This window comes from Kitasatospora misakiensis (genome assembly GCF_042656005.1).
In the GTDB taxonomy this organism is placed as follows: Bacteria; Actinomycetota; Actinomycetes; order Streptomycetales; family Streptomycetaceae; genus Kitasatospora; species Kitasatospora misakiensis.
In genome coordinates this window covers 73,356-100,264 of sequence record NZ_JBHSOF010000013.1, presented here as the reverse complement: position 1 = coordinate 100,264, position 26,909 = coordinate 73,356, and the positions used below count along the sequence as shown (strand labels likewise).

At 75.0% G+C, this 26,909-nt stretch carries 19 protein-coding genes and 1 pseudogene; 11 read left to right on the top strand and 9 right to left on the bottom strand.

The window, feature by feature from the left end; genetic code table 11:
- Positions 1 to 42: 42 nt before the first annotated feature.
- The gene (locus ACFP3U_RS13125) at positions 43 to 1,071 is read right to left on the bottom strand and encodes an MDR family NADP-dependent oxidoreductase (protein WP_380225626.1); all 1,029 of its coding nucleotides are present in this window, start codon (positions 1,069 to 1,071) and stop codon (positions 43 to 45) included.
- Between the two features lie 235 nt (positions 1,072 to 1,306).
- On the opposite strand from ACFP3U_RS13125, the gene ACFP3U_RS13120 reads away from it, so the two are divergent.
- The 3 genes and pseudogenes from ACFP3U_RS13120 to ACFP3U_RS13110 all read left to right on the top strand — a co-directional run.
- Entirely contained in the window at positions 1,307 to 2,413 is a 1,107-nt protein-coding gene (locus ACFP3U_RS13120; protein ID WP_380225625.1) for an NADH:flavin oxidoreductase/NADH oxidase, read from the top strand.
- A gap of 127 nt (positions 2,414 to 2,540) precedes the next feature.
- A complete protein-coding gene (locus ACFP3U_RS13115; RefSeq protein WP_380225624.1) occupies positions 2,541 to 3,014 on the top strand; it encodes a hypothetical protein in 474 nt (157 codons plus the stop codon).
- A 105-nt stretch (positions 3,015 to 3,119) separates the two neighbouring features.
- Positions 3,120 to 3,224: pseudogene (locus ACFP3U_RS13110) on the top strand (cold shock domain-containing protein); the annotation flags it as partial.
- A 142-nt stretch (positions 3,225 to 3,366) separates the two neighbouring features.
- Here the strand turns inward: ACFP3U_RS13110 and ACFP3U_RS13105 are convergent.
- Positions 3,367 to 6,615 carry an AfsR/SARP family transcriptional regulator gene (locus ACFP3U_RS13105; RefSeq protein WP_380225623.1) on the bottom strand — a complete coding sequence of 1,083 codons (3,249 nt, stop codon included), beginning with the start codon at positions 6,613 to 6,615 and terminating at the stop codon, positions 3,367 to 3,369.
- A 264-nt stretch (positions 6,616 to 6,879) separates the two neighbouring features.
- On the opposite strand from ACFP3U_RS13105, the gene ACFP3U_RS13100 reads away from it, so the two are divergent.
- The 7 genes from ACFP3U_RS13100 (at position 6,880) to ACFP3U_RS13070 (ending at position 18,469) form a co-directional block, all read left to right on the top strand.
- Positions 6,880 to 8,010 carry an FAD-dependent oxidoreductase gene (locus ACFP3U_RS13100; protein WP_380225622.1) on the top strand — a complete coding sequence of 377 codons (1,131 nt, stop codon included), beginning with the start codon at positions 6,880 to 6,882 and terminating at the stop codon, positions 8,008 to 8,010.
- 17 nt (positions 8,011 to 8,027) lie between these two features.
- Positions 8,028 to 9,554, top strand: coding sequence for an FAD-dependent oxidoreductase (locus ACFP3U_RS13095; RefSeq protein WP_380225621.1), 1,527 nt, complete (start codon positions 8,028 to 8,030; stop codon positions 9,552 to 9,554).
- Between the two features lie 111 nt (positions 9,555 to 9,665).
- Positions 9,666 to 10,400 (top strand): GntR family transcriptional regulator, encoded by a 735-nt coding sequence (locus ACFP3U_RS13090; RefSeq protein ID WP_380225620.1) that lies wholly within the window; start codon positions 9,666 to 9,668, stop codon positions 10,398 to 10,400.
- Between the two features lie 192 nt (positions 10,401 to 10,592).
- Positions 10,593 to 12,257 carry a purine-cytosine permease family protein gene (locus ACFP3U_RS13085; RefSeq protein WP_380225619.1) on the top strand — a complete coding sequence of 555 codons (1,665 nt, stop codon included), beginning with the start codon at positions 10,593 to 10,595 and terminating at the stop codon, positions 12,255 to 12,257.
- Positions 12,258 to 12,343: 86 nt separating this feature from the next.
- The gene (gene uca, locus ACFP3U_RS13080; protein WP_380225617.1) at positions 12,344 to 15,943 is read left to right on the top strand and encodes an urea carboxylase; all 3,600 of its coding nucleotides are present in this window, start codon (positions 12,344 to 12,346) and stop codon (positions 15,941 to 15,943) included.
- Positions 15,940 to 17,655 carry an allophanate hydrolase gene (gene atzF / locus ACFP3U_RS13075; RefSeq protein WP_380225616.1) on the top strand — a complete coding sequence of 572 codons (1,716 nt, stop codon included), beginning with the start codon at positions 15,940 to 15,942 and terminating at the stop codon, positions 17,653 to 17,655. The genes uca and atzF overlap by 4 nt, the downstream gene beginning before the upstream one ends.
- Positions 17,656 to 17,788: 133 nt before the next feature.
- On the top strand, positions 17,789 to 18,469 hold the full coding sequence (locus ACFP3U_RS13070) for a CatA-like O-acetyltransferase (protein WP_380225615.1): 681 nt from the start codon (positions 17,789 to 17,791) through the stop codon (positions 18,467 to 18,469).
- Between the two features lie 27 nt (positions 18,470 to 18,496).
- Here the strand turns inward: ACFP3U_RS13070 and ACFP3U_RS13065 are convergent, their stop codons facing one another.
- From ACFP3U_RS13065 to ACFP3U_RS13040, 6 genes are all read right to left on the bottom strand, one after another.
- Positions 18,497 to 19,879, bottom strand: coding sequence for a M20/M25/M40 family metallo-hydrolase (locus ACFP3U_RS13065; RefSeq protein ID WP_380225614.1), 1,383 nt, complete (start codon positions 19,877 to 19,879; stop codon positions 18,497 to 18,499).
- A gap of 84 nt (positions 19,880 to 19,963) precedes the next feature.
- Positions 19,964 to 21,106 (bottom strand): [LysW]-lysine hydrolase, encoded by a 1,143-nt coding sequence (locus ACFP3U_RS13060; RefSeq protein ID WP_380225613.1) that lies wholly within the window; start codon positions 21,104 to 21,106, stop codon positions 19,964 to 19,966.
- A 136-nt stretch (positions 21,107 to 21,242) separates the two neighbouring features.
- Positions 21,243 to 22,265: an N-acetyl-gamma-glutamyl-phosphate reductase gene (gene argC / locus ACFP3U_RS13055; RefSeq protein WP_380225612.1), complete on the bottom strand. Its 1,023-nt coding sequence runs from the start codon at positions 22,263 to 22,265 to the stop codon at positions 21,243 to 21,245.
- Positions 22,262 to 23,134, bottom strand: a complete 873-nt coding sequence (locus tag ACFP3U_RS13050; RefSeq protein WP_380225611.1) for a RimK family alpha-L-glutamate ligase — start codon at positions 23,132 to 23,134, stop codon at positions 22,262 to 22,264. Before ACFP3U_RS13050 ends, argC begins: the two co-directional genes overlap by 4 nt.
- Positions 23,135 to 23,186: 52 nt before the next feature.
- Positions 23,187 to 24,221, bottom strand: coding sequence for a BtrH N-terminal domain-containing protein (locus ACFP3U_RS13045; protein ID WP_380225610.1), 1,035 nt, complete (start codon positions 24,219 to 24,221; stop codon positions 23,187 to 23,189).
- The gene (locus ACFP3U_RS13040; protein WP_380225609.1) at positions 24,218 to 24,889 is read right to left on the bottom strand and encodes a hypothetical protein; all 672 of its coding nucleotides are present in this window, start codon (positions 24,887 to 24,889) and stop codon (positions 24,218 to 24,220) included. The genes ACFP3U_RS13045 and ACFP3U_RS13040 overlap by 4 nt, the downstream gene beginning before the upstream one ends.
- 430 nt (positions 24,890 to 25,319) lie before the next feature.
- Here ACFP3U_RS13040 and ACFP3U_RS13035 point away from each other — a divergent pair, with 430 nt between their 5' ends.
- A complete protein-coding gene (locus ACFP3U_RS13035; protein ID WP_380225607.1) occupies positions 25,320 to 26,231 on the top strand; it encodes an arginase family protein in 912 nt (303 codons plus the stop codon).
- 28 nt (positions 26,232 to 26,259) lie between these two features.
- Here the strand turns inward: ACFP3U_RS13035 and ACFP3U_RS13030 are convergent, their stop codons facing one another.
- Complete coding sequence (locus ACFP3U_RS13030; RefSeq protein ID WP_380225606.1) at positions 26,260 to 26,838, bottom strand: GNAT family N-acetyltransferase; 579 nt, start codon at positions 26,836 to 26,838, stop codon at positions 26,260 to 26,262.
- Positions 26,839 to 26,909: the final 71 nt, after the last annotated feature.

The window sequence follows — 26,909 nt, the reverse complement described above, 5'->3', positions numbered from 1 at the left end:
CCTCCGCGTGCCGCGCGCGGGGTGCCGCGCTCTGTGTGCGCGTCAGTCCCGCAGTTCGACGATCAGGGCGCCGAAGACGTCCCCGTCGATCAGCCGGGACAACGCTCCGGGCGCCCGATCGATGCCCGCGAGGACGGTCCGGGGGACGGTCAGCTCGCCCGCCCGCAGCCAGCCGGCGAGCCGTTCGAGCCACTCCGGCTCCAGGTCCTGGTAGCGCTGCCCGGCGATGCCGTGGACGGTGACGTCGCGGACCACCAGCCGGAAGCTGTCCACCACGGCCGGTGCGCTCGCACCGCGCCGGGCCGGGTCCAACTGTCCGGCGAGCGCGCCGATCAGCGCGAACCGCGCGCCCTGGCGGGCGGCGTCGACGGCCGCCGTCAGCTGCTCGCCGCCGACCATGTCCAGCAGCACGTCGATGCCCTCCGGGGCGGCCTCGGCGAGCTGCTCCGCGATCGGCCGCTCCCCGCGCACCAGCACGGCGTCGTAGCCGAACTCCTCGGTCAGCCGCTTCGCCTTCGCGGCCGAACCGGTGGTGCCGATCACCCGCGCGGCCCCGAGCAGCCGGGCCACCCGCCCGACCACCGTGCCGACCGCCCCCGCCGCGCCGGTGACCAGAACGACGTCCCCCTCCCCCACCCGGGTCGCCCGGGTCAGCGCCCCGTAGCCCGCGAGGGAGGGCGACAGCAGGGCGAGCGGATCGGGGAAGTCGCCCGCCACCCGGGTGAACGCGCCGGCCTCAGCCACCGCGTGCTCCCGCCAGCCGAACAGATGGGTGACCAGGTCGCCGGGGCGCAGCGGCCCGCCGGCCGGCGCGGCCAGGACCTCACCGAGCGCGGGCCCGAACACCGGGTCGCCCGGCCGGACCGTCGGCAGGGAGGCGCTGGCCAGCTCGCCGCCGATGAGGCTGCGCAGGCCGGGGAAGACCAGGAACGCCCGGTTGCGGACGAGCACCTGGTCCGGCCCCGGCGCGGCCAGCGGCACGTCGGCCACGGCGAAGTCGGCGGGCGTGGGCAGCCCGTCCGGCGCGGCGACGAGGCGGACCTCACGGGTGGTGGTGGGGAACGAGGACATGGGCGAACTCCTGTGCTCCGAGGTGGCGTTGACGGTGTCGGACGGCGCCCGTCGCGCCGTCCGGCACCGGGACGCTAACCCCTGCCCCGCGCGTCAGAGGCAAGCCCGCGCCCGAAACCGGAGCGGCCCCGTCGCGCCGGGACGGGCTCGCTCTTGCGATTGTGACGCGCATGCAACTATTGTCTGAGCAGAGGTTGCAGCTGCAATCACCATGGGCCGTCTCCTGGAGTGCGACATGAGCGCCACCACCCTGTTCACCCCGTACACGCTGCGGTCGCTGACCGTCCCCAACCGGGTGTGGATGCCGCCGATGTGCCAGTACAGCGCCGCGCCGGAGGGCGACGCGATGGGGGTGCCGACGGACTGGCACTTCACGCACCAGGCGGCCCGGGCCGCCGGCGGGACGGGGCTGATCATCACCGAGTCCACCGCGGTGAGCCCCGAGGGCCGCATCTCGCCCTACGACCTCGGCCTGTGGAACGACGCCCAGGTCGAGGGGTTCCGGCGGATCACCGCGTTCCTGAAGGCGCACGGCACCGTCGCCGCCATCCAGCTCGGACACGCCGGGCGGAAGGCCTCGACCGAGCGGACCTGGGTCGAGCGCGGGCGCGCCGTCGGGCCGGACGAGGCGTACGGGTGGCAGCCGGTCGCCCCCAGCGCCGTGCCGTTCGAAGCGGACCGGGTCGCGCCGGAGGAGCTCACGGTGGAGCAGATCGGCGTGATCGTCCGCCAGTTCGCCGACGCCGCGCGGCGGGCGCTCGACGCCGGCTTCCAGGTCGTCGAGATCCACGGGGCGCACGGCTACCTCGTCCACGAGTTCCTCTCCCCGCAGAGCAACCGCCGCACCGACGCGTACGGCGGCTCCTTCGAGGGCCGGACCCGCTTCGCCCTGGAGGTCGTCGACGCCGTCCGCGCCGTCTGGCCCGAGGAGTTGCCGCTCTTCTTCCGGATCTCGGCCACCGACTGGCTCACCGAGAACCCCGAGGACGGGCGCGAGGGCTGGACCTCCGCCGACACCGTCCGCTTCGCCAAGGAGCTCCACGCCCACGGGGTCGACCTGCTCGACGTCTCCACCGGCGGCATCGTCCCCGACGCCCGGATCGAGGCCGGCCCCGGCTTCCAGGTGCCCTTCGCCGAGGCCGTCCGCACCGAGACCGACCTGCCGGTGGCGGCCGTCGGCCTGATCACCGACCCCGAGCAGGCCCAGCAGATCCTCACCGACGGCCGGGCCGACGCCGTACTCCTCGGCCGCGAACTGCTCCGCAACCCCTTCTGGGCCCGCCACGCCGCCACCACCCTCGGCATCGAGGCCCCCGGCCCGATGCCCTACCACCGCGCGTAACACCGCCCGCCCGGCCGAGGCCGAGGCCCGCCAGTTGTGGTCCAACTGGCGGGCCTCGGCGCGTCGCGGAGATCCGTCCGAATCCACTGCCAGTTGATGTCAGTGGACCCCTCCTACGGTCCTCCGCATGGACAACAGCACCGGCTTCGCCTTCTTCACCGGCACCTACGACGTCGTCAACCGTTGGCGCAGGGACTTCCACGACCCCACCGAGGGCGACGACCGCTGGGAGGAGTTCCCCGCCGTCTCCCGCGCCTCCGCGCACTTCGACGGGCGGGCCAGCTTCGACGAGATCGAGTTCACCACGAAGGGCTTCGCCGGGCTGACCCTGCGGCTCTACGACCCGGCCGCCGACGCGTGGTCCCTGTACTGGGCGAGCAAGCGCACCGGCACCCTCTTCCCGCCCGTGACCGGCCGCTTCCTGCCGGACGGCACGGGCGTCTTCCACGGCGAGGACGAGCACGACGGCGTCAAGGTGAAGGTCCGCTTCATCTGGTCGGACATCACCGAGACCACCGCCCACTGGGAGCAGGCCTTCTCGGTGGACGAGGGACAGACGTGGCTCACCAACTGGCACATGCACATGACCCGCACCGACTGACGGGCCGCCGGTGGGCGCACCTCCACCAGGAGGAGGCGCGCCCACCGGCGCCGTGAACCACGGGGGACCCGCACGGTCTGCGGATACAGCAGTTCGGCCGACAACATCCAGACCAACGGGTCGAGGGAACTGGAAGAAGGCCAGCGGGTCGAGTTCGAGATCACCATGGGGAACGGGCATCCGGTGGCAGTGATGATCCGCCCCAGGTAGGACTGCTCCGGGCGATCGTGTTCCGGGGAGGCCCCTGACAACGACCACAGCCCGGCGCGGCAGTACTACCGCGCCGGGCTCCGCACGCGAGGCCGGGCCCTGCAGACCACGCCCGCCAAGGACGCGATCCGGCGGAGCCGTGTCACCCGACGGACAGGCGGGCGGGGTCGGCGGTGGCGACGGCTGTGCTGGTGTCCAGTGCCCAGCCCTGTGCGTATGCCTCGGTGAAGGCGGGTTCGCCCAGGGTGGTGCGGGCTCGGTGGGTGAGGGCGCGGATTTGGTGGTCGGTGTGGTCGTGGGCGCCGCGGAGGCGGGCGGCGGTGCCGAGGAGGAGGGCGGAGTCGTGGTGGCGGCCGTGGGCCTCGGCGAGGGCGGCCGTGTGCACCGCCACCAGGGAGACGATCGGCAGGTCCTGGGCTTTCAGGGCCGCCGCGTAGGCCTTCGTCAGTGCTTTTGCCGCGCCGGACGGGTCGCCGGTTGCCAGGGAGAGTGCTGCGCGGGCGCTGCCGAGCAGCGTGCGGGTGTGGTCGCCGGGGAACCGGGGGTCGCCGCCCAGGCCGCGTTCGGCGCCGTCGAGCAGGGCCCGCGCCCGGTCCAGGTCGCCGAGGCGGACCCGGAAGACGGCCTCCCAGGCGTCGACCAGGAAGAGCAGCTCCAAGGAGTTCGCGCGCAGTGCCCCCGCCCGGGCCGCGTCGATGGTCGCGATCACCAGATCGGTTTCGCCGCGCCGCAGGTACAGGTCGATCCAGCGCAGGTCGCCGAACACCTCGTCGCCCAGGCTGAGCGGGCCGAACTCGTCGGCCAGGGAACGGGCTTCGCGCAGGTCGGCCAGCGCGCCGTCGAGGTCGTCGTCGTACTGTCGCAGCTGGGCGCGCATCGGCAGCACGTTGGCCTGGCCCCAGCGGTCGCCGAGCTGCCGGAAGCAGGCCAGGGCCGCCGCCACGTCGGTGCGCGCCCGGTCGAGTCGGCCCGCGTTCTCGGCGAACCGGGACCGGTACATCCGGGCCAGCCCGGCGAGCCACACGTCCTCGCCGTCGGCCAGGTGCTCGATGATCGCGGGTGTGCTCTCCGCCTCCTGCCGGAAGGCGCGCGGGAGCGCGGCGAGGGCGCCGTACGGGCCGGGCAGCTCCGGGTGGGCGAGCAGCCGGTCGGCCAGCTCGCGGATCTCGGCGTGGTCGGCCGTGGTCTCCTCGGCGGTGGCCCCCGACCGGATGTCGATCCGGTTGAGCAGGTGGATCACGCGGGCGCAGTCGCGGGCGGGCGTCGGCGCGCCGCCGGGCACCGCCAGGGCCTCGCCCAGCCAGTAGGCCGCGTCGGCGTGCCGGTCGAACATCTGCCAGTACCAGGAGAGGTCGAGGGCCAGGTCGACGGCGCCGGGGGCGTCGCCGGTGTCGCACCGACGGCGCAGGGCGGCGAGCGTGTTGTCGTACTCGGCGCTGATGACCCGGATCGCCGCGAGCTGGCCGGGCCCGCGCAGCCGCGGGTTGTGACGGGCCATCAGCGCGGCGAAGTGGCCGGCGGCGAGGTCGCGGACGGTGCCGAGGTCGCCGGCGGCGGCCAGGCGGTCGGTGCCGTACTCGCGCAGGGTCTCCAGCATGCGGTAGCGGCCCGGGTCGGGCGCGAGCCGCAGCAGTGACCGGTCGACCAGTGCCGCGAGCAGTTCGGGGATGTCGGCGGCCCCTACCGCGGTGCCGGCGCAGACCGCGGCGGCCGAGTCGGTGGTGACGCCACCGGGCAGGACGGAGACGCGTTCGGCGACCGTGCGCTCCGGCTCGCTGAGCAGGTCCCAGCTCCAGGCGATGACGGCGCGCAGCGTGCGGTGCCGGGGCAGTGCGGTGCGGCTGCCGGTGGTGAGCAGCCGGAACCGGTCGGAGAGCCCGTCGGCCAACTCGGGCAGCGACAGTGTCCGCAGGCGGGCGGCGGCGAGTTCGAGGGCCAGCGGCATGCCGTCCAGGCTGCGGACCACCCGTCGGACCGCGGGCAGTGTGGCCTCGTCGACGTCGAAGCCCGGGCGGACGGCCGCGGCCCGCTCGGTGAAGAGGCGGACCGACGCCGCTCGCCGGACCTGTTCGACGCCGTCGTCCGGCCCGGGCAGGGCGAGCGGGCCGAGGGGTACCAGCGCCTCGCCGTCGACCGCCAGGGGCTCGCGGCTGGTGGCCAGCACCCGCAGCCCGGCGCAGCGGGAGAGCAGGGCCGCGACCAGGTGCGCCACGGCGTCGATCAGGTGCTCGCAGTTGTCGACGAGCAGCAGGCTCTCCCGGCCGCCGAGCCGGTCGGCCAGGACCTCCAGTTCGTCGCCCTCGGCGCGCGTCCGCGCGTCGAACCTCGCGCCGGCGCGGAGCCCGATCCCGGCGAGGAAGGCCGAGCCGACCTTGGCCGGTTCGGTGACCGAGGCGAGGTCGATCAGCCAGGCGCCGTCGCGGTACTCGTGGTGGTGGTGGCGGCGGGCGGCCTCGACGGCGAGTCGGGTCTTGCCGGCGCCGCCGGGGCCGAGCACGGTGACCAGGCGCCCCGCGGCGAGCCGCGCGGCGATCCGGGCGAGTTCCTCGTCGCGGCCGATGAGGCCGGTCAGCGGCGCGGGCAGGTTGCCCGGCCGGGGGCGCGCGGCGTCGGCGACCGAGGCGGGCGGTTCGGTAGGCGCTTCGGCGCGCAGCAGGCGCAGGTGGCGCTCGCGCAGGGCGGTGCCCGGGTCGGTGCCGAGGGCGTCGGCCAGGGCCTCGCGGACCCGCCCGTACAGGGCCAGCGCCTCGGCCTGCCGGCCCTGGGCGGCGAGTGCGTCCATGAGCAGCGCGGCCGCCCGCTCGTGGACCGGCTGCTCGGCGAGCAGCGCGGTCAGCCGGGCGGCGGCCGCGTCGGCACGGCCCAGCGTCAGCTCGGCGGCGGCGAGGTCGGCGACGGCGTCGACCGAGGCCTGGGCCAGCCGGGTCGCGGCGGCGGGCGCCACCGCGGCGACGGCTGCGGGCTCGGCGCCGGGACGGTCGCCCCACAGCGCCACGGCCTCGCCGAGCACGGCCGCCGCGGCGTCCGGGTCGCCCGCGTGCAGGCGGGCGCGGGCGGCGGCGGCGAGCCGCTCGAACCGCAGCGCGTCCACGTCGGCCGCGTCCACGGCCAGCCGGTAGCCGCCGGCGAGTTGCGTGACGTCGCCGGACGAGCCGAGGGCCCGGCGCAGCCGCGAGACGAGGGCCTGCAGGGCGTGGGCGGGGCCGGCCGGCGGGGCCTCGGCCCAGATCGCGTCGACCAGGACGCCCGGCGCGACCGGGCGACCGCCGGCGAGCGCCAGCCGGACGGTCAGCGCCTGCAAGCGCGCACCCGGCACGGGCAGGGCGGCGTCACCGTGGGCCGCCTGAAAGGCGCCGAGCAGCGTGAGGCGAAGCCGCGTGTCCCCGTGCACCCCCCGATCCTCGCGCGCGCACCCTCGCGTCCCCAAATCAGCGCAGGGCCCCGCCCGCCCCCTCACGCCGTACGGGAGGCCCGCCGGGTGCGCGAACCCGGCGCTCACACGGTGCGGGACGGGGTGTCAGCGCCGTGTGTGCCCCGTGTGAGCGGCCCGCGTCAGCCTCTGAGTGCCCGACATCCCGGAGTCGGCCAGACGGCCTCGACACCAAACCCCACACCGAACCGCACACCGAACGCGATACCGAAGGAGACACCCACCATGAACAGCCCCGTCACGATCATCGGCGCCGGACTCGGCGGCCTCGTCCTGGCCCGCGTCCTGCACGTCCACGGCATCCCGGCCACGGTCTACGAGGCCGAGTCCTCCCCGACGGAGCGCACGCAGGGCGGACTGCTCGACATCCACGACTACAACGGGCAGCTCGCCGTCGCGGCGGCCGACCTGACGGACGAGTTCCGTGCCATCGTCCTTGAGGGCCGTCAGGCGCTGCGGGTCCTCGAACCGGACGGGACCGTCCGGTTCGAGAAGGGTGACGACGGCACGGGCGGACGCCCCGAGGTGCAGCCCGGCGAGCTGCGGCAGATCCTGATCGACTCGCTCCCGGCCGGCACCGTCCGGTGGGGCCACAAGGTCACCGGCGCCCGCGCCCTCGGCGAGGGGCGCCACGAGGTGGCGTTCGCCGCCGGGGGCACCGTCGTCACGAACCTGCTGGTCGGCGCGGACGGCGCGTGGTCGCGGGTCCGGCCGCTGCTCTCCGACGCCGTACCCGAGTACGCCGGCACGTCCTTCGCCGAGACCTACCTGTACGAGGCCGACACCCGGCACGCGGCCGCCGCGAAGGCGGTCGGCGGCGGCTCGCTGATGGTGCCCTCGCCGGGCAGGGAGCTCTTCGCCCACCGGGAGAGCGGTGACACCCTGCACACCTACGCGCTGCTGACCAGGCCGCAGGACTGGTTCGCCGCGATCGACTTCACCGATGCCGCTGCGGCCACCGCGCGGATCGCGGAGGAGTTCGACGGCTGGGCGCCGGAACTCACCGCGCTGATCACCGAGGGCGACACCGCACCGGTGCTGCGCCCCCACTACACCCTGCCGATCGGGCACCGGTGGGAGCGGGTGCCGGGGGTGACCCTGGTCGGCGACGCCGCCCACCTCGTGGCCCCGAACGGCGAAGGCGCCAACCTGGCCATGCTCGACGGCGCCGAACTCGGCAGGGCCGTCGCCGCGCACCCCGGCGACGTCGAGGCCGCGCTCACCGCGTACGAGCAGGCCATGTTCGTCCGCCCCACCGAGGACGTCCTGTTCGAGGGCGCCGAGGTCCAGGGGGTCGACTCCGGGGACAACACGGCCCGGAGCCTGGTCGACATGATCACCGGAAACGACCGATGAGCCGTAGAGGAGTTCTCATGCATGACGCAGTGATCGTGGGCGCCGGGCCGGTCGGCCTGTTCCTCGCCTGCGAGCTCGCCCTCGCGGGCTGCTCCGTGGTGGTGCTCGAACGGGATCCGGAGCCCCGCTCCCCGTGGAAGGCGGAACCGCTCGGGATGCGGGGCCTGTCCGCCGCGTCGGTCGAGGCGTTCTACCGCCGGGGGATGCTGCGCGCGCTGCTGGCGGCCTCGGGGGTCCGCGACGACCCCTACGCGGACGCGGAGACGGACGCCGACGAGCCGTCACACCCGCGCGGCGCGGGCCACTTCGCCGGCATGATGCTCGATCCGGCCAAGGTCGACCTGGCCGCCCTGCCGTTCCGGCTGCCCGGCCCGGTGACGGAGGGCCTGATGACGAACCTCGAAGCGGTCGAGACGGTGCTGACCGAGCAGGCGTCCAGGCTCGGCGTGGAGATCAGGCGCGGCGTCACGGTGTCGGCCATCACCCAGGACGAGGACGGCGTGGTCGCGCGGGCCGGTGGGCAGGCGTACGCGGCGTGGTGGCTCGTCGGCTGCGACGGCGGACGCAGTACGGTGCGCCGGCTCGCGGGGTTCGACTTCGTCGGCACCGAGCCGCAGTTCACCGGCTACGCCATGCACGCCACCGTCGCCGATCCCGAGCAGCTGCGCCCCGGGTTCAACCCGACGCCGACGGGCATGTACCTCCGGACGCACCTGGACGGGCACATCGGCATGATGGACTTCGACGGCGGCGCGTTCGACCGCTCGCAGCCGCCGACCCGCGACCATCTCCAGGAAGTGCTGCGCCGGGTGTCCGGCACCGACGTGACCCTGAGCGACGTCCGGCTCGTCTCGACCTTCACCGATCGGGCGATGCAGGCGACGACCTACCGGCAGGGGCGCGTGCTGCTCGCGGGCGACGCCGCCCACATCCACTCCCCGCTCGGCGGCCAGGGGCTCAACCTCGGCCTCGGCGACGCCATGAACCTGGGCTGGAAGCTCGCGGCGTCCGCGCACGGGTACGCGCCGGACGGCCTGCTCGACACCTACACCCGCGAGCGCCGTCCGATCGGCGCGGCGGTGCTCGACTGGTCGCGCGCCCAGGTGGCGGTCATGAAGCCGGACCCGCACGCCCGGGCGCTCCGAGGAGTGCTCCGGGACCTGCTCGGGACCGGGGACGGCACGACCTACGTGTTCGCGTGGATGTCGGGATCGGCCAACCCCTACGACCTCGGCGGCGAACACCCGCTGACCGGCCGCAGCGCCCCGGACTTCCGGCTCGCGGACGGCACCCGCCTCGGTGACCTGTTGCGGGACGGACGGGGCGTCGTGCTCGACTTCAGCGCCGACGGGGCCCTGCGCGGTTCGGCGCTGGGCTGGGAGGGCCGGACCAGGTACGCGGCCGGGCCGGCGCGCGAGGACCTCGGGCTGGGCGCCGTGCTCGTGCGACCCGACGGCACGGTCGCCTGGGCGGGTGACCGCGACCCCGATCGGGCGGCGTTCGAGCGGGCCGCCGGCCGGTGGTTCGGCGGTCCGCGACGCTGAACCGGCCACCTCTGAAACGGCCGTCCCGGCACCGCCGGTGAGATTCCGGTAACGAGCCGTTCACGGTGCGCGGGCGCTCGGGGAAACACGCGGTTCCTAGCGTGTCCGCTCATGGATGCGAAGCTGTATACGCCCTCGACCGCCGCGCCGGACGCCGGTGCTCCGCCGACCCCCTCACTGCGTGAGACGGTCTACGCGGAGCTCCGCGCGGCCGTGCTCGGCGGCGAGTTCGGCGCCCGCGAGCGACTGGCCGAGGTGCGGCTGGCGGCCCGGTTCGGGGTGTCCCGGACGCCGGTGCGCGAGGCACTGGCGCGGCTGGCGTCCGACGGGCTGATCGAGCGGGGGGACGGCGGCTTCTTCGTCACGATCCCCAACCTCAGTCAGCTGAAGGACCTCTACGAGCTCCGGGTCACCCTTGAACTGCGCGGTGTCGCACGGGCGATCGAGGACCCCTCGGTCCGGCACGAGCCCGAGATCCTCACGGCCGAGCTGGAGCGCTGGTACGCGATGCGGGAGAACCCTCCGGCTCCCGACCCGCGGTTCGTCGTGCAGGACGAGCGGTTCCACGCCGAGCTCTCCCGCGCCTCCGGCAACCCCGCGCTCACCGAGGCCCTGGTGGCGGTCAGCGAGCGCATCCGCCCGGTCCGGATGTACGACTTCCTCACCCAGGACCGTGTCGAGACGACGATCGCCGAGCACATCGAGATCATGGAGCTCGTCCGCGACGGACGTCTCGACGAGGGTTACCGGGCCCTGCACGCCCATGTCGGCGACTCGATGGCCGTGGTGCTGGAACGCGCGCAGCGCGCCATGACCCAGATGGCCATGCACGCCGACCGCCGCTGACCCCCGGCGGTCACCGCCCCGGCTGTCACCACCTCAGCTCCGAACTCCCCGGCTGCCGACGGCGCCGGCCGGGGACGCCCCACCGCTCATCGCACCCGCCCCCAGCACCACCCCCCAGCTGCACCACCCCCACCAGCACCGCCCCCCAGCACCACCTGCGCCCAGCACCACCGCTCCCCGGAAGGGCTGACCATGAGCACCGCCGAGTCCCGGCTGACCACGACCACACCCCCCACCGCCGCCCCCGAGAAGAGCCAGGCGACGAAGGAGACCCTGGAGGACTACACCCTCCGCTTCGCGCCCCGCAGCTACCGCCGCTGGACCCCGATGGTCGTGGCGACCACCGCGCTCGGCGGCATCGCCTACATGGCCGACTTCTCCATCGGCGCCGGCATCGGCCTGGCCCACGGCACCGGCAACGCGCTCGTGGCGATCGCCGTGGCCGCGATCGTCATCTTCGTCACCGGCTTCCCGCTCGCCTACTACGGCGCCCGCTACAACATCGACCTCGACCTGATCACCCGTGGCTCCGGCTTCGGCTACTACGGCTCGGTGCTGACCAGCGCCATCTTCGCCAGCTTCACCTTCATCTTCTTCGCCCTCGAAGGCTCGATCATGGCCCAGGGCCTCAAGCTCGGCCTCGGACTGCCGCTCTGGCTGGGCTACGCGATCTCCACGCTGATGGTGATCCCCCTGGTGATCTTCGGCATGAAGGCGCTCAGCAAGCTCCAGGTGTGGACGACGCCGGTCTGGCTGGTGCTGATGGTCGCCCCGCTGGTCTACCTGATCGCCAACGACCCCGACACCGTCGACCGCTTCCTCTCCTACGCCGGCACCGACGGCGAGGGCGGCGTCAACCCCGCCTCCGTGCTCCTCGGCGCCGGTGTCTGCCTGTCCCTGATCGCGCAGATCGGCGAGCAGATCGACTACCTGCGCTTCATGCCGCCCAGGACCGAGGCCAACAAGCGCGGCTGGTGGACCGCCGTCATCATGGCCGGCCCCGGCTGGGTGGTCCTCGGCGCCCTGAAGCAGGCCATCGGCGTCTTCCTCGCCGTCTACATCCTCGCCAAGGTCGGCGCGGACGCCGCCCCGGAGCCGATCCAGCAGTTCAAGGGCGCCTTCGACGCGATGATGCCGTCCTGGCTCGTCGTCCCGCTCGCCGTGGCCCTCGTCGTGATCAGCCAGATCAAGATCAACGTCACCAACGCCTACTCCGGCTCGCTGGCCTGGACGAACTCCTACACCCGGGTCACCAAGCACTACCCCGGCCGGATGGTCTTCGTCCTGGTCAACCTCGGCTTCGCGCTCGCGCTGATGGAGGCCGACATGTTCAGCTTCCTCAACAGCATCCTGGGCTTCTACTCGAACTGCGCGATCGCCTGGGTCGTCACCGTCGCCACCGACATCGGCGTCAACAAGTACCTGCTGAAGCTCTCCCCGCTGCAGCCCGAGTTCCGCCGCGGCATGCTGCACGCCGTCAACCCGGTCGGCGTGGTGGCGTTCGTCGCCGCCTCGGGGCTGTCGATCGCCATGTACTTCCACGCCCTCGGCGACACCCTCCAGCCGTACTCGCCCGTGGCCGCGGCCGTCATCGCCTTCGTCCTCACCCCGCTGATGGCGATCGTCACCGGGGGCAGGTACTACCTGCGCCGCACCGGCGACGGCATCGACGAGCCGCTGCTCGACGCCGGCGGCAACCCCAGCGCCGTCACGCTCGACTGCCACGTCTGCCACCAGTCGTACGAGCGCCCCGACCTGACGGCCTGTGCGACCCATGAGGCGATCGTCTGCTCGCTCTGCCTGAGCACCGACAAGGTCGGCGACCACGTCCTGCCCGCACAGCCGATCACCGTCTGACCCCGATCACCGTCTGACCCCGAGCACCGTCCGCACGCCAAGCACCGCCCCACCGCCCCACAGCCCGCTCCGGAGGAGCCGCCATCGTGTTCGACACCTTGCTCGTAGCCAACCGCGGTGAGATCGCCTGCCGCGTCCTGCGCAGCGCCCACGCCCTCGGGTTGCGCACGGTGGCGGTGTACTCCGACGCCGACCGCACCGCCCCGCACGTCCGGATGGCCGACGAGGCCGTACGACTCGGCCCGGCGCCCGCCGCCGAGAGCTACCTGCGCGCCGACCTGGTGCTGGAGGCGGCCCTCGCCACCGGCGCGGGAGCGATCCACCCCGGCTACGGCTTCCTCTCCGAGAACGCCTCCTTCGCCGCCGCGGTGGAGGCGGCCGGCCTGGTGTTCGTCGGGCCCACCACGGCCCAGTTGGAGGTCTTCGGCGCCAAGCACACCGCCCGGGCCGCCGCGCTCGCGGCCGGAGTGCCGATGCTGCCCGGCAGCGGCCTGCTCGCCGACGAGGCGGCGGCCCTGAGCGCGGCGGAGGCGATCGGCTACCCGGTCATGCTCAAGGCCACCGGCGGCGGAGGCGGCATCGGCATGCGGGCCTGTGCCGGACCGCAGGAGCTGCGGGAGGCGTTCACCCAGGTCACCCGTCTGGCCCAGGGCAGCTTCGGCGACGGCGGGGTCTTCCTGGAGCGGTACGTCGACAGCGCCCGCCACGTCGAGGTGCAGGTCTTCGGCGACGGCGCCGGCGGGATCGCCGTGCTCGGCGACCGCGACTGCTCCCTCCAGCGCCGCAACCAGAAGGTCCTGGAGGAGGCCCCGGCGCCGGACCTCCCCGCCCACGTCCGGGCCCAGCTCCACACGACGGCACGGGAGCTGTGCGCCTCGGTCGACTACCGCTCCGCCGGGACCGTGGAATTCGTCTACGACCCCGCGCGCCAGGAGGCGTACTTCCTGGAGGTCAACACCCGCCTCCAGGTCGAGCACCCGGTCACCGAGGAGACCCACGGCGTCGACCTCGTCGCCTGGATGCTGCGGCTGGCCCGCGGCGAGAGCGGCTTCCTCCAGGAGCCGGTCCCGAGCGGCCACGCGGTCGAGGCCCGGATCTACGCCGAGGACCCCGCCCTCGACCACCGGCCCAGCTCCGGCCTGCTGACCCGGGTCGAGTTCCCCGAGGGCGTCCGGGTCGACGGCTGGGCCGAGACCGGGCAGCTGATATCCACGGCGTACGACCCCATGATCGCCAAGATCATCGCGACCGGCGACACCCGCGCCGAGGCCCTCGACCACCTCGCGCAGGCCCTGGCCGACACCAGGATCGACGGCGTGGAGACCAACCTCGGCCTGCTCCGCGCGGCCTGCCAGGCGCCCGAGGTGCGGGCCGCCCGGCACACCACCGCCACGCTCGCGGGCATCGCCGATCCGCGCCCGCGCATCGACGTGGTGCGCGGCGGCGCGCAGACCACCGTGCAGGACTGGCCCGGGCGCACCGGCTACTGGGAGGTCGGCATCCCGCCCGGCGGTCCGATGGACGACCTCTCCTTCCGCCTCGGGAACACCGCGGTCGGCAACCCCGAGGGCGTGCCGGGCCTGGAGTGCACCCTGGAGGGCGCGGCCCTGCGCTTCTCCCACCCGCAGGTCGTCTGCGTGACCGGCGCGCCGACCGAGGTCCGGGTCGACGGACAGCCCGTCGAGCAGTGGCAGCCGCTGGAACTGGCGGCCGGTCAGGTCCTGGACGTGGGCACCCCGACGGGCCCCGGCATGCGGACGTACGTCCTCGTCCGCGGCGGCCTCGACGTGCCCGAGTACCTCGGCAGCGCCGCCACCTTCACCCTCGGTGCCTTCGGCGGGCACGCCGGACGGGCGCTGCGCGCCGGTGACGTGCTGCGCCCGGCGGCGCCCGCCGCCGACGCCCCCGCGCCGTCGGCGGTGCCGGCGGCGGACCGCCCGCACTTCACCAGCCACTGGCGGATCGCGGTCAGCGAAGGCCCGCACCCGGCACCGGACTTCCTCACCCGCGACGGCCTGCGCACCGTCTACGGGACGGACTGGAAGGTGTCCGCCCAGTCCGCCCGCACCGGCGTCCGGCTGATCGGCCCGCGCCCCGAGTGGGCCCGGCCGGACGGCGGCGAGGCCGGTCTGCACCCCTCCAACGTCCACGACACCGCGTACTCCGTCGGCGCGGTCAACTTCACCGGTGACACGCCCGCCATCCTCGGCCCCGACGGCCCCAGCCTCGGCGGCTTCGCCTGTCCCGTCACCATCGTCCGCGCCGAGCGCTGGAAGACCGGGCAGGTGCGCCCCGGCGACACCGTGCGCTTCGCCCCCGTCAGCGAGACGACCGCCGACGCGCTGCGCCGCTCCCCCGCGCTGCTCACCCTCCCGACGGACGCCGGCCCGGACGGCGACGACGGTGTCATCGCCCGCCGCCCGGCCACCGACACCACCCCCGAGGTGACGTACCGGCGCGGCGCCGAGGACAACATCCTGGTCGAGTACGGTCCGATGACGCTCGACCTGGCGCTGCGCATGCGCGTGCACGCCCTCGCCCAGCACCTGCACGCCCTGCGGCCCTCGGGGCTCATCGACATCACGCCGGGCGTGCGCTCCCTGCACCTGCACACCGACCCCGACGTCCTCCCGCTGCGGACCCTCCTCGGTCTGCTCCAGGAGGCGGAGGACCAGCTCCCCGCGACCGCCGACCTGACCGTGCCCAGCAGGGAGGTCCACCTCCCGCTCTCCTGGGACGACCCGACCGTCCAGGAGGCCATCGACCGCTACTCGGCCTCGGTCCGCGACGACGCGCCCTGGAACCCGTCGAACATCGAGTTCATCCGCCGCATCAACGGCCTGGCCGGCGTGGAGGACGTCCGGGAGGCCGTCTTCGCCGCCCAGTACCTCGTGCTCGGCCTGGGCGACGTCTACCTCGGCGCTCCCGCCGCCACCCCGCTCGACCCGCGTCACCGCCTGGTCACCACCAAGTACAACCCGGCCCGCACCTGGACCGCGGAGGGCGGGGTCGGCATCGGCGGCGCCTACCTGTGCATCTACGGCATGGAGAGCCCCGGCGGCTACCAGCTGATCGGCCGCACCGTCCCCGTCTGGGGCGGCCTGCGCCCGCCGCGCTCCTTCGCGGACGACCAGCCCTGGCTGCTGCGGTTCTTCGACCGCATCGTCTGGCACCCGGTCAGCCCGGAGGAGCTCCTCGACGTCCGCGCCGACCTGGCCGCCGGGCGCAGCGCCCTGGACATCCGGCCCGGCACCTTCTCGCTCGCCGAGCACGAGAGCTTCCTGAGCGAGAACGCCGACAGCATCGCGGCCTTCCGCACCCGCCAGGCGGCCGCCTTCGAGGCGGAGCGCCAGGCCTGGGAGAAGGCGGGCGAGTTCGCCCCCCGCGAGGCGCCCGACCCGGTCGTCCAGGACGCCGCTTCGCTGACCCTCGAACCGGGCAGCATCCTGGTCGAGGCGCCGCTCAGCTCGACCGTGTGGAAGGTCGAGGCCCAGCCGGGAGACCGCGTGGAGCCCGGCCAGCCCCTGCTCGTGCTGGAGGCGATGAAGATGGAGGTGGTGGTCCGGGCCCCGGCCGGCGGCGTCGTCTCCGACGTCCTCGTCACCCCCGGCCAGCAGATCGACGCCGGCACCCCGCTGACCGTCGTCGCGGAAACCGAAACCGTTGTGGAAGAGGAAAGCGCATGACCCAGGCCCTGACCATCAGCTGCGCCGAGCGCGTCCTCGACGCCTACCGGCGGATCGCCGAAGCCGACCGGCCCGAGGTCTGGATCACCTTGCGCCCCGAGACCGACGTCCTGGCCGAGGCCCGCGAGCTGGACCGGCGCATCGCCGCGGGGGCCGAACTGCCGCTGGCCGGCACCCTGGTGGCCGTCAAGGACAACATCGACGTGGCCGACCTGCCCACCACCGCCGCCTGCCCCGGCTTCGCCTACACGCCGGCCACCTCGGCGCCCGCCGTCCAGCGGCTGGTGGACGCCGGCGCGCTCGTCCTCGGCAAGACCAACCTGGACCAGTTCGCCACCGGCCTGGTCGGCGTCCGGAGCCCCTACGGCCCGGTCCGCAACGCGCTGCGCCCGGAGAAGATCTCCGGCGGCTCCAGCTCCGGGTCGGCGGTCGCCGTCGCCCTGGGCATCGCCGACATCGCCCTCGGCACCGACACCGCCGGCTCCGGCCGCGTCCCCGCCGCCCTCAACGACATCGTCGGCCTCAAGCCCACGCTCGGACTGGTCCCCACCACCGGGGTCGTCCCCGCCGCCCGCTCCTACGACGCCGTCACCGTCTTCGCCCGGACCCTCACCGAGGCCCAGCGGGCCCTGGCCGTCATGATCGGTCCCGACGGGGGCGACCCGCTCGGCCGCACCTGGCCGGACGACGTCCGCCTGTCCGCCCCGGAGCACCCGCGCGTCGCCGTCCCCGGGGACGACGACCTCACGCCGCTCTCCCCGGAGGCACGGGCCGCCTTCCGTACCGCCGTCAAGCGCCTGGAGGCCGCCGGCGCCGAGACCACCGTCATCGACGTCTCCCCCCTGCTGGAGGCGGCCCGACTCCTCTACGACGGCGCGCTCGTCGCCGAACGCTACGCCGCGGTGGGCGAGTTCATCGCCGGTGACCCCTCGGCCGCCGACCCCACCGTGGCCGGAATCATCCTCGCCTCCGGTGAACTGCCCGCCCACGCCCTGGCCGCCGACCAGGAGCGCCTCGACGGGTACAAGGCGCTCGCCCGGCGCCTGCTCGCCGGCTACGACGCGCTGCTCCTGCCGACCACCACCGAGCACCCCGACATCGCCGCCGTCCAGGCCGACCCCGTCACCGTCAACTCCCGCCTGGGCACCTACACCAACTTCGTCAACCTCCTCGACCTCGCCGCCGTCGCCGTCCCGGCCGGCGAGGCCGACGGCGGCCCCTTCGGCGTCAGCGTCATCACCCGCGCCTTCGAGGACCAGCCCGCCCTCGACATCGCCGCGCTGCTCACCGGTGAGCAGGCGCCGACTCCGCTGCCCGGCACGGGAGTCGACCTCGCCGTCTTCGGCGCCCACCTGCGCGGCCAGCCGCTCAACCACCAGCTCAGCGACAGCGGGGCGCGCTACGCGGGCGAGGTCACCACGAGCACCGCTTACCGCCTCACCGCGCTGACCACCGAACCGCCGAAGCCCGGTCTGGTCCGTCTCGGCCCGGGCGCCGGAGGCCCGATCGCCGGGGAACGCTGGACGCTCTCACCGGCGGCCCTCGGCCGCTTCCTGGCCGCCCTGCCCTCCCCGATGTCCCTGGGGCGGATCGAACTCGCCGACGGCAGCTGGGTGCTGGGCTTCCAGTGCGACCCGCACACCGCGTCCACCGGAACGGACATCACCCACCACGGCGACTGGCGCAGCTACCTCGCGAGCAGCGCGTCCTGATCCGCCGTGCCGCGCACGGGCCGAGCACTCCTCGGCCCGTGCGCGGACCGTCCGGGACGAGTCGTCAGAAACCCGGCGGCTACCGGTATACGACATGCGACATGCGGCATGCGGCATGCGGCATGATGAGCGGATGAACGCCCCCGCCCCCGCCCCCACCCCGATCGACCTGGACGCCTGGCCGCGCCGAGCGCACTTCGAGTTCTACCGCCGACGCGTTCCGTGCACCTACTCGATCACGACGGAACTCGACGTCACCCTGCTCGCCGAGGCCCTGCGCGGATCGCGGCGCAAGACCTACCTCGCGCAGATCTGGGCCCTCTCCACGGTCGTCAACCGGCACGAGGAGTTCAGGATGTGCCTGACCGCGTCGGGCGCCCCGGCGGTCCGGCCCGTCGTCCACCCGGCCTTCACGGTCTTCAACCCCGAGCGCGAGACCTTCGCCTGCGTGTGGGCGCCCCACGATCCCGACTTCGGCGCGTTCCACGAGGTCGCCGCTCCGCTGCTCGCGGAGCACGCCCGCGCCACCGAGCTGTTCCCCCAGGGGGAGCCGCCGGCCGACACCTTCGACGTGTCGAGCCTGCCGTGGGCCTCCTTCACCGGGTTCAACCTCAACATCGGCGGCGGCTGGGACCACTTGGCGCCGATCTTCACGCTCGGCCGGTACACCGAGCGCGAGGGCCGCGTACTGCTCCCCCTCGCGGTTCAGGTGCACCACGCCGCCGCCGACGGCTTCCACACGGCCCGGCTGGTCAACGAGGTGCAGGCCCTCGTCGCGGACCCTTCCTGGCTGGGGGACGGTCCGGAGTCCTGAGGCCGACCCGTATCGGCGGGCCTGGGGTCAGCAGGTCCGCAGGAAGCGGTCGAGGACGCGGGTGCCGAACTCCAGGGCCTCCACCGGGACCCGCTCGTCGACGCCGTGGAAGAGCGCGGTGAAGTCGAGTTCGGGCGGCAGCCGCAGCGGGGCGAAGCCGAAGTGGCGGATCCCCAGGCGGTGGAAGGACTTCGCGTCGGTGGCGGCCGGCAGCAGGTACGGCAGGACCCGGGCGCCCGGGTCCTCGGCGCCGACGGCCAGGGCCATCGCGTCGACCAGCGCGCCGTCGAAGCTGGTCCGGACCGCCGGGAGGTTGTCCCACTCGCGCTCGACGCCGGGCCCGAGGATCTCGGCGAGCTCGGCCTCGAACTCCTGCTCCCGGCCGGGCAGGAAGCGCCCGTCCACGGTGGCGTGGGCCTGGGAGGGCACGACGTTCCCCGCGCGGCCGGCCCGCAGGACGGTGACGTTGGCGGTGTCCCGCAGGCTCGCGCCGATCATCCGGGACAGGTGGCCCAGCCGGGCGACGGCCGCCTCCGGATCCCGCTCGTCGAACGGCACCCCGGTCAACTCGGCGACGCCCTCCAGCAGTTCGCGGACCGGGTCGGTGAGGACGAGCGGGAACCGGTGGGCCTGCAAGCGGGTGACGGCCGCCGCGAGCCGGCTGACGGCGGTGTCCTCGTGCAGCAGCGAGCCGTGCCCGGCCGTGCCGGTGGTCCGCAGCCGCAGCCACATCGCCCCCTTCTCGGCGGTCTGTACGAGGTAGGCCCGGGCGCCGTTGTCGAGGGTGACGGAGAAGCCGCCGACCTCGCCGACCGCCTCGGTCACCCCCTCGAACAGCCCGGGGTGCTCGTCGACCAGCCGGCGGGCGCCCTGGAAGCCGCCGTTCTCCTCGTCCGCGACGAAGGCGAACACCAGGTCGCGCGGCGGCACGACGCCCTCGCGGCAGAACCGCCGCGCGACGGCCAGGGTCATCGCGACCATGCCCTTCATGTCGACCGCGCCGCGCCCCCAGACGTAGCCGTCGCGGACCTCGCCGGAGAACGGGTGGACGCTCCACTCGGCGGGGTCGGCCGGGACCACGTCGAGGTGGCCGTGCACCAGCAGCGCGCCGCGGGACGGGTCCGCGCCGGGCAGCCGGGCGATCACATTGCCGCGCCCGGGGCCGGTCTCGACGTACTCCGGCGCGTACCCGGCCTCGGCGAGCCGGGCGGCCACGTACTCGGCGGCGGCCCGCTCGGTGCCCCGGACGGCCGGATCGCCCGGGTTGGTGGTGTCGATCGCGATCAGTTCGGAGGTCAGGGCGACGACCTCGCGCACGGCCGCGCCCGGGTCGGCACCATCGACGGAGGCGGCGCCGGCGGAGGCGGCGTCAGCGGTGCTGTCGGCGGCGGTGGTCGGTCGTGCGCGCATGGGGGGTCCGTTCCGTTCGGCGGTCGTCCGGCCGGGGAGCCCCCACGCTACCGCCGCCCACCGACAGCGCGGCGGTGACGCCGGTCACGGGACGGCCCGGATCGGCGCGGCGGCGGGGGTGCGGGCCACGGCGAGTTCACGGACGGCGGCGGTCAGGACCGCGATGCCGCGCAGATAGTCGGCGATCATGATGTGCTCGTCGTCCGCGTGGTCGAGCCGGCTGTCCCCCGGGCCGTAGGTGGCCATCGGGACGTCCCAGACCTCGGCCAGGGTGTTCATGTCGGAGGTCGCGGTCTTCACCTTCAGCTGCGGCCTGGCGTGCTGGGCCCGGATGGCCAGGGTGAGGGCCCGCGCCACGGGGCTGCCGCGCTCCACCCGGCAGGCGGCCACCGCGTTGACCACGGTGAGCGTGCCCTCGGGGTGGCGGGCGGCCAGCCGCTCGACCAGCGCCCGGGCGTCGAAGCCCGGCGGGGTGCGGATGCTGAACTCGGCCTCGGCGCCGGTCAGATCGCCGACCAGGGAGCAGAGCGTGGCGCCGGGCCGGTCGAAGGAGCCGTGCCCGGCGTCGGGGCCGAGCAGCTCCAGCAGGGTCCGCCAGGCCTCGACGGCGAGTTCGGCGGCCTTGGGCTCCGGGTTGCTGGGGTGGGTGGCGGCGGTCCGCACCCGGTAGCGCAGGTCGAGCTTGCCCTTGTAGCCGAGCACGACGGTGGACCAGCCGCTGGGCTCCCCCACCACCACGTAGTCCGGGCGGGGGTGTTCGGCCCGGATCCACATGGCCCCGCGCGAGCACGGGGTCTCCTCCTCGACGGCGCCGACGAGCACGATCCGGCCGGGGAAGTCGGTGAGCGCGGCGGCGGCGCAGGCCATCGCGGCGAGCGGGCCCTTGGCGTCGACGGCGCCCCGCCCGTAGAGCCGGCCGTCCTCGCTGCGCACCGGCACCTCGCCGGGGACGGTGTCGAGGTGCGAGAGCAGCATCACGGTGGGGCCGTCCCCGGTGCCGGTCTCGGCGACCACGTTGCCGGCCGGGTCGATGTGCGCGCGCAGGCCCAACTCCCCCAGGGCGTCCACCAGGTAGGCCGCGAGGTCCGCCTCGTGGTACGAGGGGGACGGGATCTCCAGCATCCCGCGCAGCAGGCCGACGGCGGTGGCCTCGCCGAGCGCCCCGCGCTCGGTGCGGGTCCCGCTCCGGGTCGGGGTCCGGGTCGGGCTCGGGTCGACGGAGCTCATCCGATCACCTCATCCAGGCTGTGGTTGGTGCGGTCGTCCGCGCGGCCGGGCGTTCCGGCGGTCGCGGCGCTACGGCCAAAGGCGCCACCGTCAGCGATACCGGGGCCGGAGGCGCCACGGCCGACGGCGCCGCCGTTCACGGGTGCAGGCCGGGGAAGCCCAGGCCGGTGCGCTCCGGCCAGCCCATCCGGACGTTCAGGGACTGCACGCCGCCCCCGCCGCCGCCCTTCACCAGGTTGTCCAGGGCCCCGATCAGCACGGCGTGCCGGGAGCCGGGCGCGACGGCGAAGCCGACGTCGCAGTAGTTGGACCCGGCGAGCAGCTTCGGCTCGGGGTAGCGGTACTGACCGCGCTTCTGGGCGACGACCCGGACGAACGGCTCCTCGCCGTAGTGCCGCCGGTAGGCGGCGCGCAGGACGCGCTCGTCCACGCCCTCGGCGAGGGTCACCCGGCAGAGCACCTGGACGCCGCGGACGGCCTCGACGCCGGTGGCGGTCATCCGGGTCGGCAGCCCGGTCGCCTGCGCCACCTCGGCCTCGTGGCGGTGGCCGGTGGGGGCGAACACCCGCATCGCGCCGCTGCGTTCGGCATGCAGGTTCTCCGGTCCCGCCGACACCCCGGAGCCGCTGGAGCCGGTCCGGGCGTCCACCGTGACCTCGCCGGTGAGCAGGCCGTCGGCGGCGGCCGGGTGCAGGGCGAGGATCGCGGCCGTGGCCATGCAGCCGGGCACGGCGATCCGGTCCGCCCCGGCCAGCTCCTTGCGGTACAGCTCCGGCAGGCCGGGGGTGAAGCCGGCGAGCTCCCCGGGCGCGGTGTGCTCGACGCCGTAGTAGGCCGCGTAGACGGCCGGGTCGCGCAGCCGGAAGTCCCCGGACAGGTCGATCAGCAGGTCGGCCAGGGCGGCGAAGCGGCCCAGCTGCCCCATGCTCTCGCGGTGCGGGACGGCCGTGAACAGCACGTCGCAGCGGCCCAGCCGCCCGGGGTCGGTGAAGGTGAGGTCGGTGAGCCCGCGCAGGTTCGGGTGGGCGCCGTCGACCCGGCGGCCGGCCAGGCTCCGCGAGGTGACGGCGACGAGGTCGACCTCCGGGTGCGCGAGCAGGATCCGGACCAGGTCGCCGCCGATGTAGCCGGCGCCGCCGACCACCGCGACCCGGGTCACCGGGCGCCCTCCGCCAGCAGTTCGTCGACGAGCCGGTCGGCGACCGGGACGTCCTCGCCCAGGGCCTCCTGGAGTCCGGAGAACTCCAGTCCGGCGTTGACCTCCAGCACCTGCGGCCTCCCGTCGGCGTCCTCGATCAGGTCCACGCCCGCGATCCGGGCGCCCACCGCCGCGGCGGCGGCCACCGCCAGCGGGCCGATCACCCCGGTGTCGACGCACCGCTCGACCCAGGCGCCGCGGGCCACATTGGTGCGCCAGTCAGCGGAGTGGCGGTACACGGCGCCGATCACCTCGCCGCCGGCGACGCCCACCCGGATGTCCCGGCCGGGCTTGTCGACCAGCTCCTGGAGGTAGACCACGTGCGACTGCGGGGAGGGCAGCGCCGCCACGTACTCCAGCAGGGCCTCCGCCGTCTCCCGGTCCGGCACCCGGGCCACCAGCCGGCCCCAGGAGCCGACCAGCGGCTTGATCACGGCCGGGGTGCCGAGCTCCTCCAGGGCGTCGAGCGCCGCGCCCGGGGTGAGTGCCAGCACGGTGCGCGGGGTCGGCAGGCCGGCCGCCGCCAGGGTGGTGCTGGTGCGCCACTTGTCCCCGCACAGGGCGGTCGCCGCCGCCGAGTTGACCACCCGGTGGCCGGCGGCCTCCAGGAGTTCGGCGCCGTAGACCGCCCGGGTGTGGGAGATCTCCCGGTTGAGCACCGCGGGCCTCGGGCCGTCGGCCGCCGGGTGGGCGAAGCCGTGCAGGGTGCGCGCGTCGAGCTGGACGTACGGCACGCCGCGCCGCTCCAGGGCGGCGAGGATCCGCTTCTCGTCGGCGCGCACCCGGGAGGCCAGGACGGCGACCCGGGGCGCGACCGCCCCGGCCGTCACGCGGCGCCCGCCGAGGACGGCCGGCCGGACCGGCGAAGGGAGTCGGACGTGGTCACAGGGCCCTCCAGGCCTCGTGGACGGCGGCCACCGCGTGGCGGTAGGCCTCGTCCAGACGGGTTGCGTGGGCGTCGAGTTCGGGCAGCGCGGCGAGCGGGTCGGGGTGGCCGTGCGCGGCGCACAGCCGCACCCCGGTCCAGGCGTGCGCGACCGCCTCGACCCGGCGGCCGGCCTCCCGCAGCGCGGGGACGTCGTGCTCGGCGCCGAACCGGCGCAGCAGCTCGCCGTGCAGCCCGGCCTGCGCCTGCATGCCCCAGCCGAACGGGTAGGCGTCGCGCAGCGCCCCGCCGTCGCCGGCGGCGGTGCGCTCCCGCAGGTCGGCGAGGAAGCGGGTGAGGCCGGCCAGCCCGGTCCAGTCGCCCTCGGGGCCGTGCGCGGCGGCGCCGGTGAAGCCGCGGACGTTGCCGTCCAGGGCCCGCCGCAGGCCCGGCGGGTCGAGGGCGGGGAGCTCCGCCGGGACGGTGACGGTGAGGTAGCGGCGGTCGATCCGGGAGTCGCTGAAGAACGCGTCCTGCTCGTCGCTGGGGTTGACGGACTCCCAGGAGTTGCGGAAGTCCTTGGCGGTGATCGCCCCGGCGAAAGCCGGCGGCATGGCGTCCGAGACGGTCACGGTGCCGGCCGCCCGGTCGACCGCGTGGACCACGACGAGGTGGGCGGCGTGCACGTCGTGGTAGGCGGGACGGAACGGCAGGTGGTAGTTGTCCACGGCGGCGATCACCGGCCGGCCGGCGTCGGTGTGGGCGGCGAGTTCGGCGAGCGGGTCCTCGTCGTCGTCCGCCCGGTGCCAGCGCGAGCCGATCCCGGACTCCGGGGCCAGGCTGCGGGCGAGGTCCTCGGGCCAGGCGCCGGCGAAGTAGAACTCCTCGGAGCGGACGTCGCCCGGGCGGAAGCGGAACTCCCAGTGCAGGCCGAGGACGTGGAGCGGGTCGCGGCCCGCCCGGGCGACGTGCTCGGCGAGGGTCGCCCAGGTGCAGCTGATGACGTCGCGGCACCAGAGGCCGGCGGCGGTCCGCAGGGCCGGGGCGCTCATCGGGCGGCCTCCGCACCGAGGGCCGGCTCCGGGGCCGTCGACGGGGCCACCGAGCGGGTCACCGACTCCAGGGTCAGCGCGAACACGTGCAGCGCGATGTGCCGCGGCAGCCGGATCCCGTGCAGCACCGCGCGGCGGGTGACCGGCACCCGCTGCGCCCACAGGCAGGCGGGCACGCCCGGCTGGACGTGCTGCGGATAGTGCATCACCGGGGTGCGGAAGGCCTCCCGCTCGCCGAACCGGGCCGGCGCGGCCCAGAAGTCGGAGACCCGCACGGCCTCGAAGTCCACCTCGCCGTCGGCGAAATGCAGGGCCGCCTCGGCCTCCACCCGGCGCTCACCGGCGGCCAGCAGGTGGATCCAGTCGTAGCGGCCGGCCGGCAGCCGCAGGTACTGCCCGGCGCACCGGAGGTTGTCGCCGGCCGGGGTCGGCTCCGGGAAGCGGAACGGGACCTCGTCGACGGTGATCGCGCTGCCCGGCTCGGGGAGGTGCTCGGCCGGGAAGGAGTTGCGCCAGACGTTGAAGGCGCCGTCCGCTGTGCCGTGCGCGGGCGTCACCGCCCGGTTGTTCGCGTGCGCCTCCAGTGGGACCGGCCGGAACCGGGACTCGGCGGTCACCACCGACTCCCTGCCCGAGCCGGCCGGACGTTCGATGGCCGAGGTTGTCACCCGTGCTCCCTCCGCGCTCGCCGTTGTGCGCCGCCGGTCCGCCGTGCGGCCGGGGCACCCTGACGGCCAGCACGCTACGGTGCCACCCGGCCCGGCAGCGTCGGCCCGATCGATGACCGGGGCGGGCGGCGCGTGTTGACTCCGCGGGGGCCGGGTCAACGCGGCGGCTACCCGCGTCGAGGCGGGCGTAGCACCGGTGATGACGACGCTGGGGTAGCACCGGTGATGCGACGCTCCGGAGCCGGCCCGCGTGAGGGCCCGCGTTCGCCCCGGGTGCGGGCCGGTCCCGGGGCCGGGTCGGAGTGCGCCGACACCGTCGGCAGAAGCCGCTGCCCGCCCGGTCCGCGGACTACGATCGGCCCACTACCCCGCGCCGCGGGCCGGTCGGACAGCGGCGGGCGGGGCCGGGACGAACCGACAGGGAGCCGCCGTGGCCGAGGAGTTCGCGCTGCTGGGAGTGCCGTCCTGTGCGGGCACGCACGGGCCCGGCCAGGAGAAGGCCCCGGCGGCGCTGCGCTCGGCCGGCCTGGTGGAGCGGCTGCGCGCGGCCGGGGTGACGGTGACGGACCGCGGGGACCTGCCGGTGGTGCCGTTCCGCACCGACCCCGTCCACCGCGACCGGCAGAACCTGCCGCTGGTGGTGGAGGTGGTGCGCGCGGTGGCCAAGGGCGTCGGCGCCGTCCTGGACGACGGCGCGGTGCCGCTGGTGGTGGGCGGCGACTGCACGATCACGCTGGGCGTGCTCGCCGCGTACATCGCCCGGTGGCCCGGCACCGGCCTGCTGTACTTCGACGGGGACCTCGACCTGTCGGTGCCGGAGACCACCCGTTCCGGGATCCTGGACACCATGGTGCTGTCGCACCTGCTCGGGGAGGGCGCGCCGGAGCTGCGGGAGGCCGGCCCGCGCACCCCGCTGCTGGGGCCCGAGGGGATCGTGGCGTTCGGCTACGAACCGGCGGAGCTGGGGGCGGCGGGCCGGGAGCGGCTGGGACGCTACCGGCTGCGCGCCCTGTCGTGCACGGAGCTCACCGCGCCCGGTGTGGACCCGGTCGCCGAGGCGCGGGCGGCCTGGCGGGTGCTCGCCGCCGACCACGAGCGGTTCGTGCTGCACTTCGACGTGGACGTGATCGACTCGGTGGACCTGCCGCTGGCGAACTTCCCGCACTTCAACGAGGGTCTGCCGGTCGGCGTGGCCTTCGACTGCCTGGCCGAGTTCTGCGCCGCGCCCCAGCTCGCGGGGCTGGTGGTCACCGAGGTCAACCCGGACCGGGATCCGGACGGCGCGCTGGTGGACACCCTGGTGGGCGCGCTGGTCCGGGCGCTCGGCCGGCGCGCGGACTGACCGGTCGGGCCGTCCTGGGGACGACCCGTCAGGGGGTGAGCGCCAGCCGCATCACCGGGCGCTTGGCGGTGCGGCGGGCCACCTCGGCGAAGCCCTCGGCGGCGAGCACCCCGGCCAGCCCGTGGTAGGCGTCGTCGGCGGAGACCGGGCCGAGGCTCTCGTCCACCGGATAGGCCTCCAGCACCGACGCTCCCCCGGCCCGCGCGTGCGCCACGGCGGCCCGCACCAGCGCGCGGGAGACGCCGGCGCCGCGGTGGCGGCGGTCGACGAACAGGCAGACCAGCGACCAGACTTCGGTGTCGTCGACCGGCTTGGTCACCGGTGAGCGGTCCAGCCGGGAGTACTCGGCGCGCGGGGCGACGGAGCACCAGCCGGCCGGCTCGCCGTCCCGGTAGGCCACCAGCCCGGGGGCGGCGCCCGCGTCGACCAGGCCCTTGAGGGCGCGCCGGTTGCCCTCGCCCCACTCGGTGCGCCGCTCCTGGGGCGTCTGCCGGAAGAACATGCACCAGCAGCCCTTGACCGATCCGCGCTGCCCGAGCAGGGCCTCGACGTCGGCCCACCGGGCCGGGTCCGCCACCTCGACGACCGTCTCCGCCGCTTCCGTCACGCCGCCCTCTCCCCTCGCTCGCGCCGCCGGACACGCTACCGGACGGCGGGGCCGTCGCCGTGGCGGCGGCC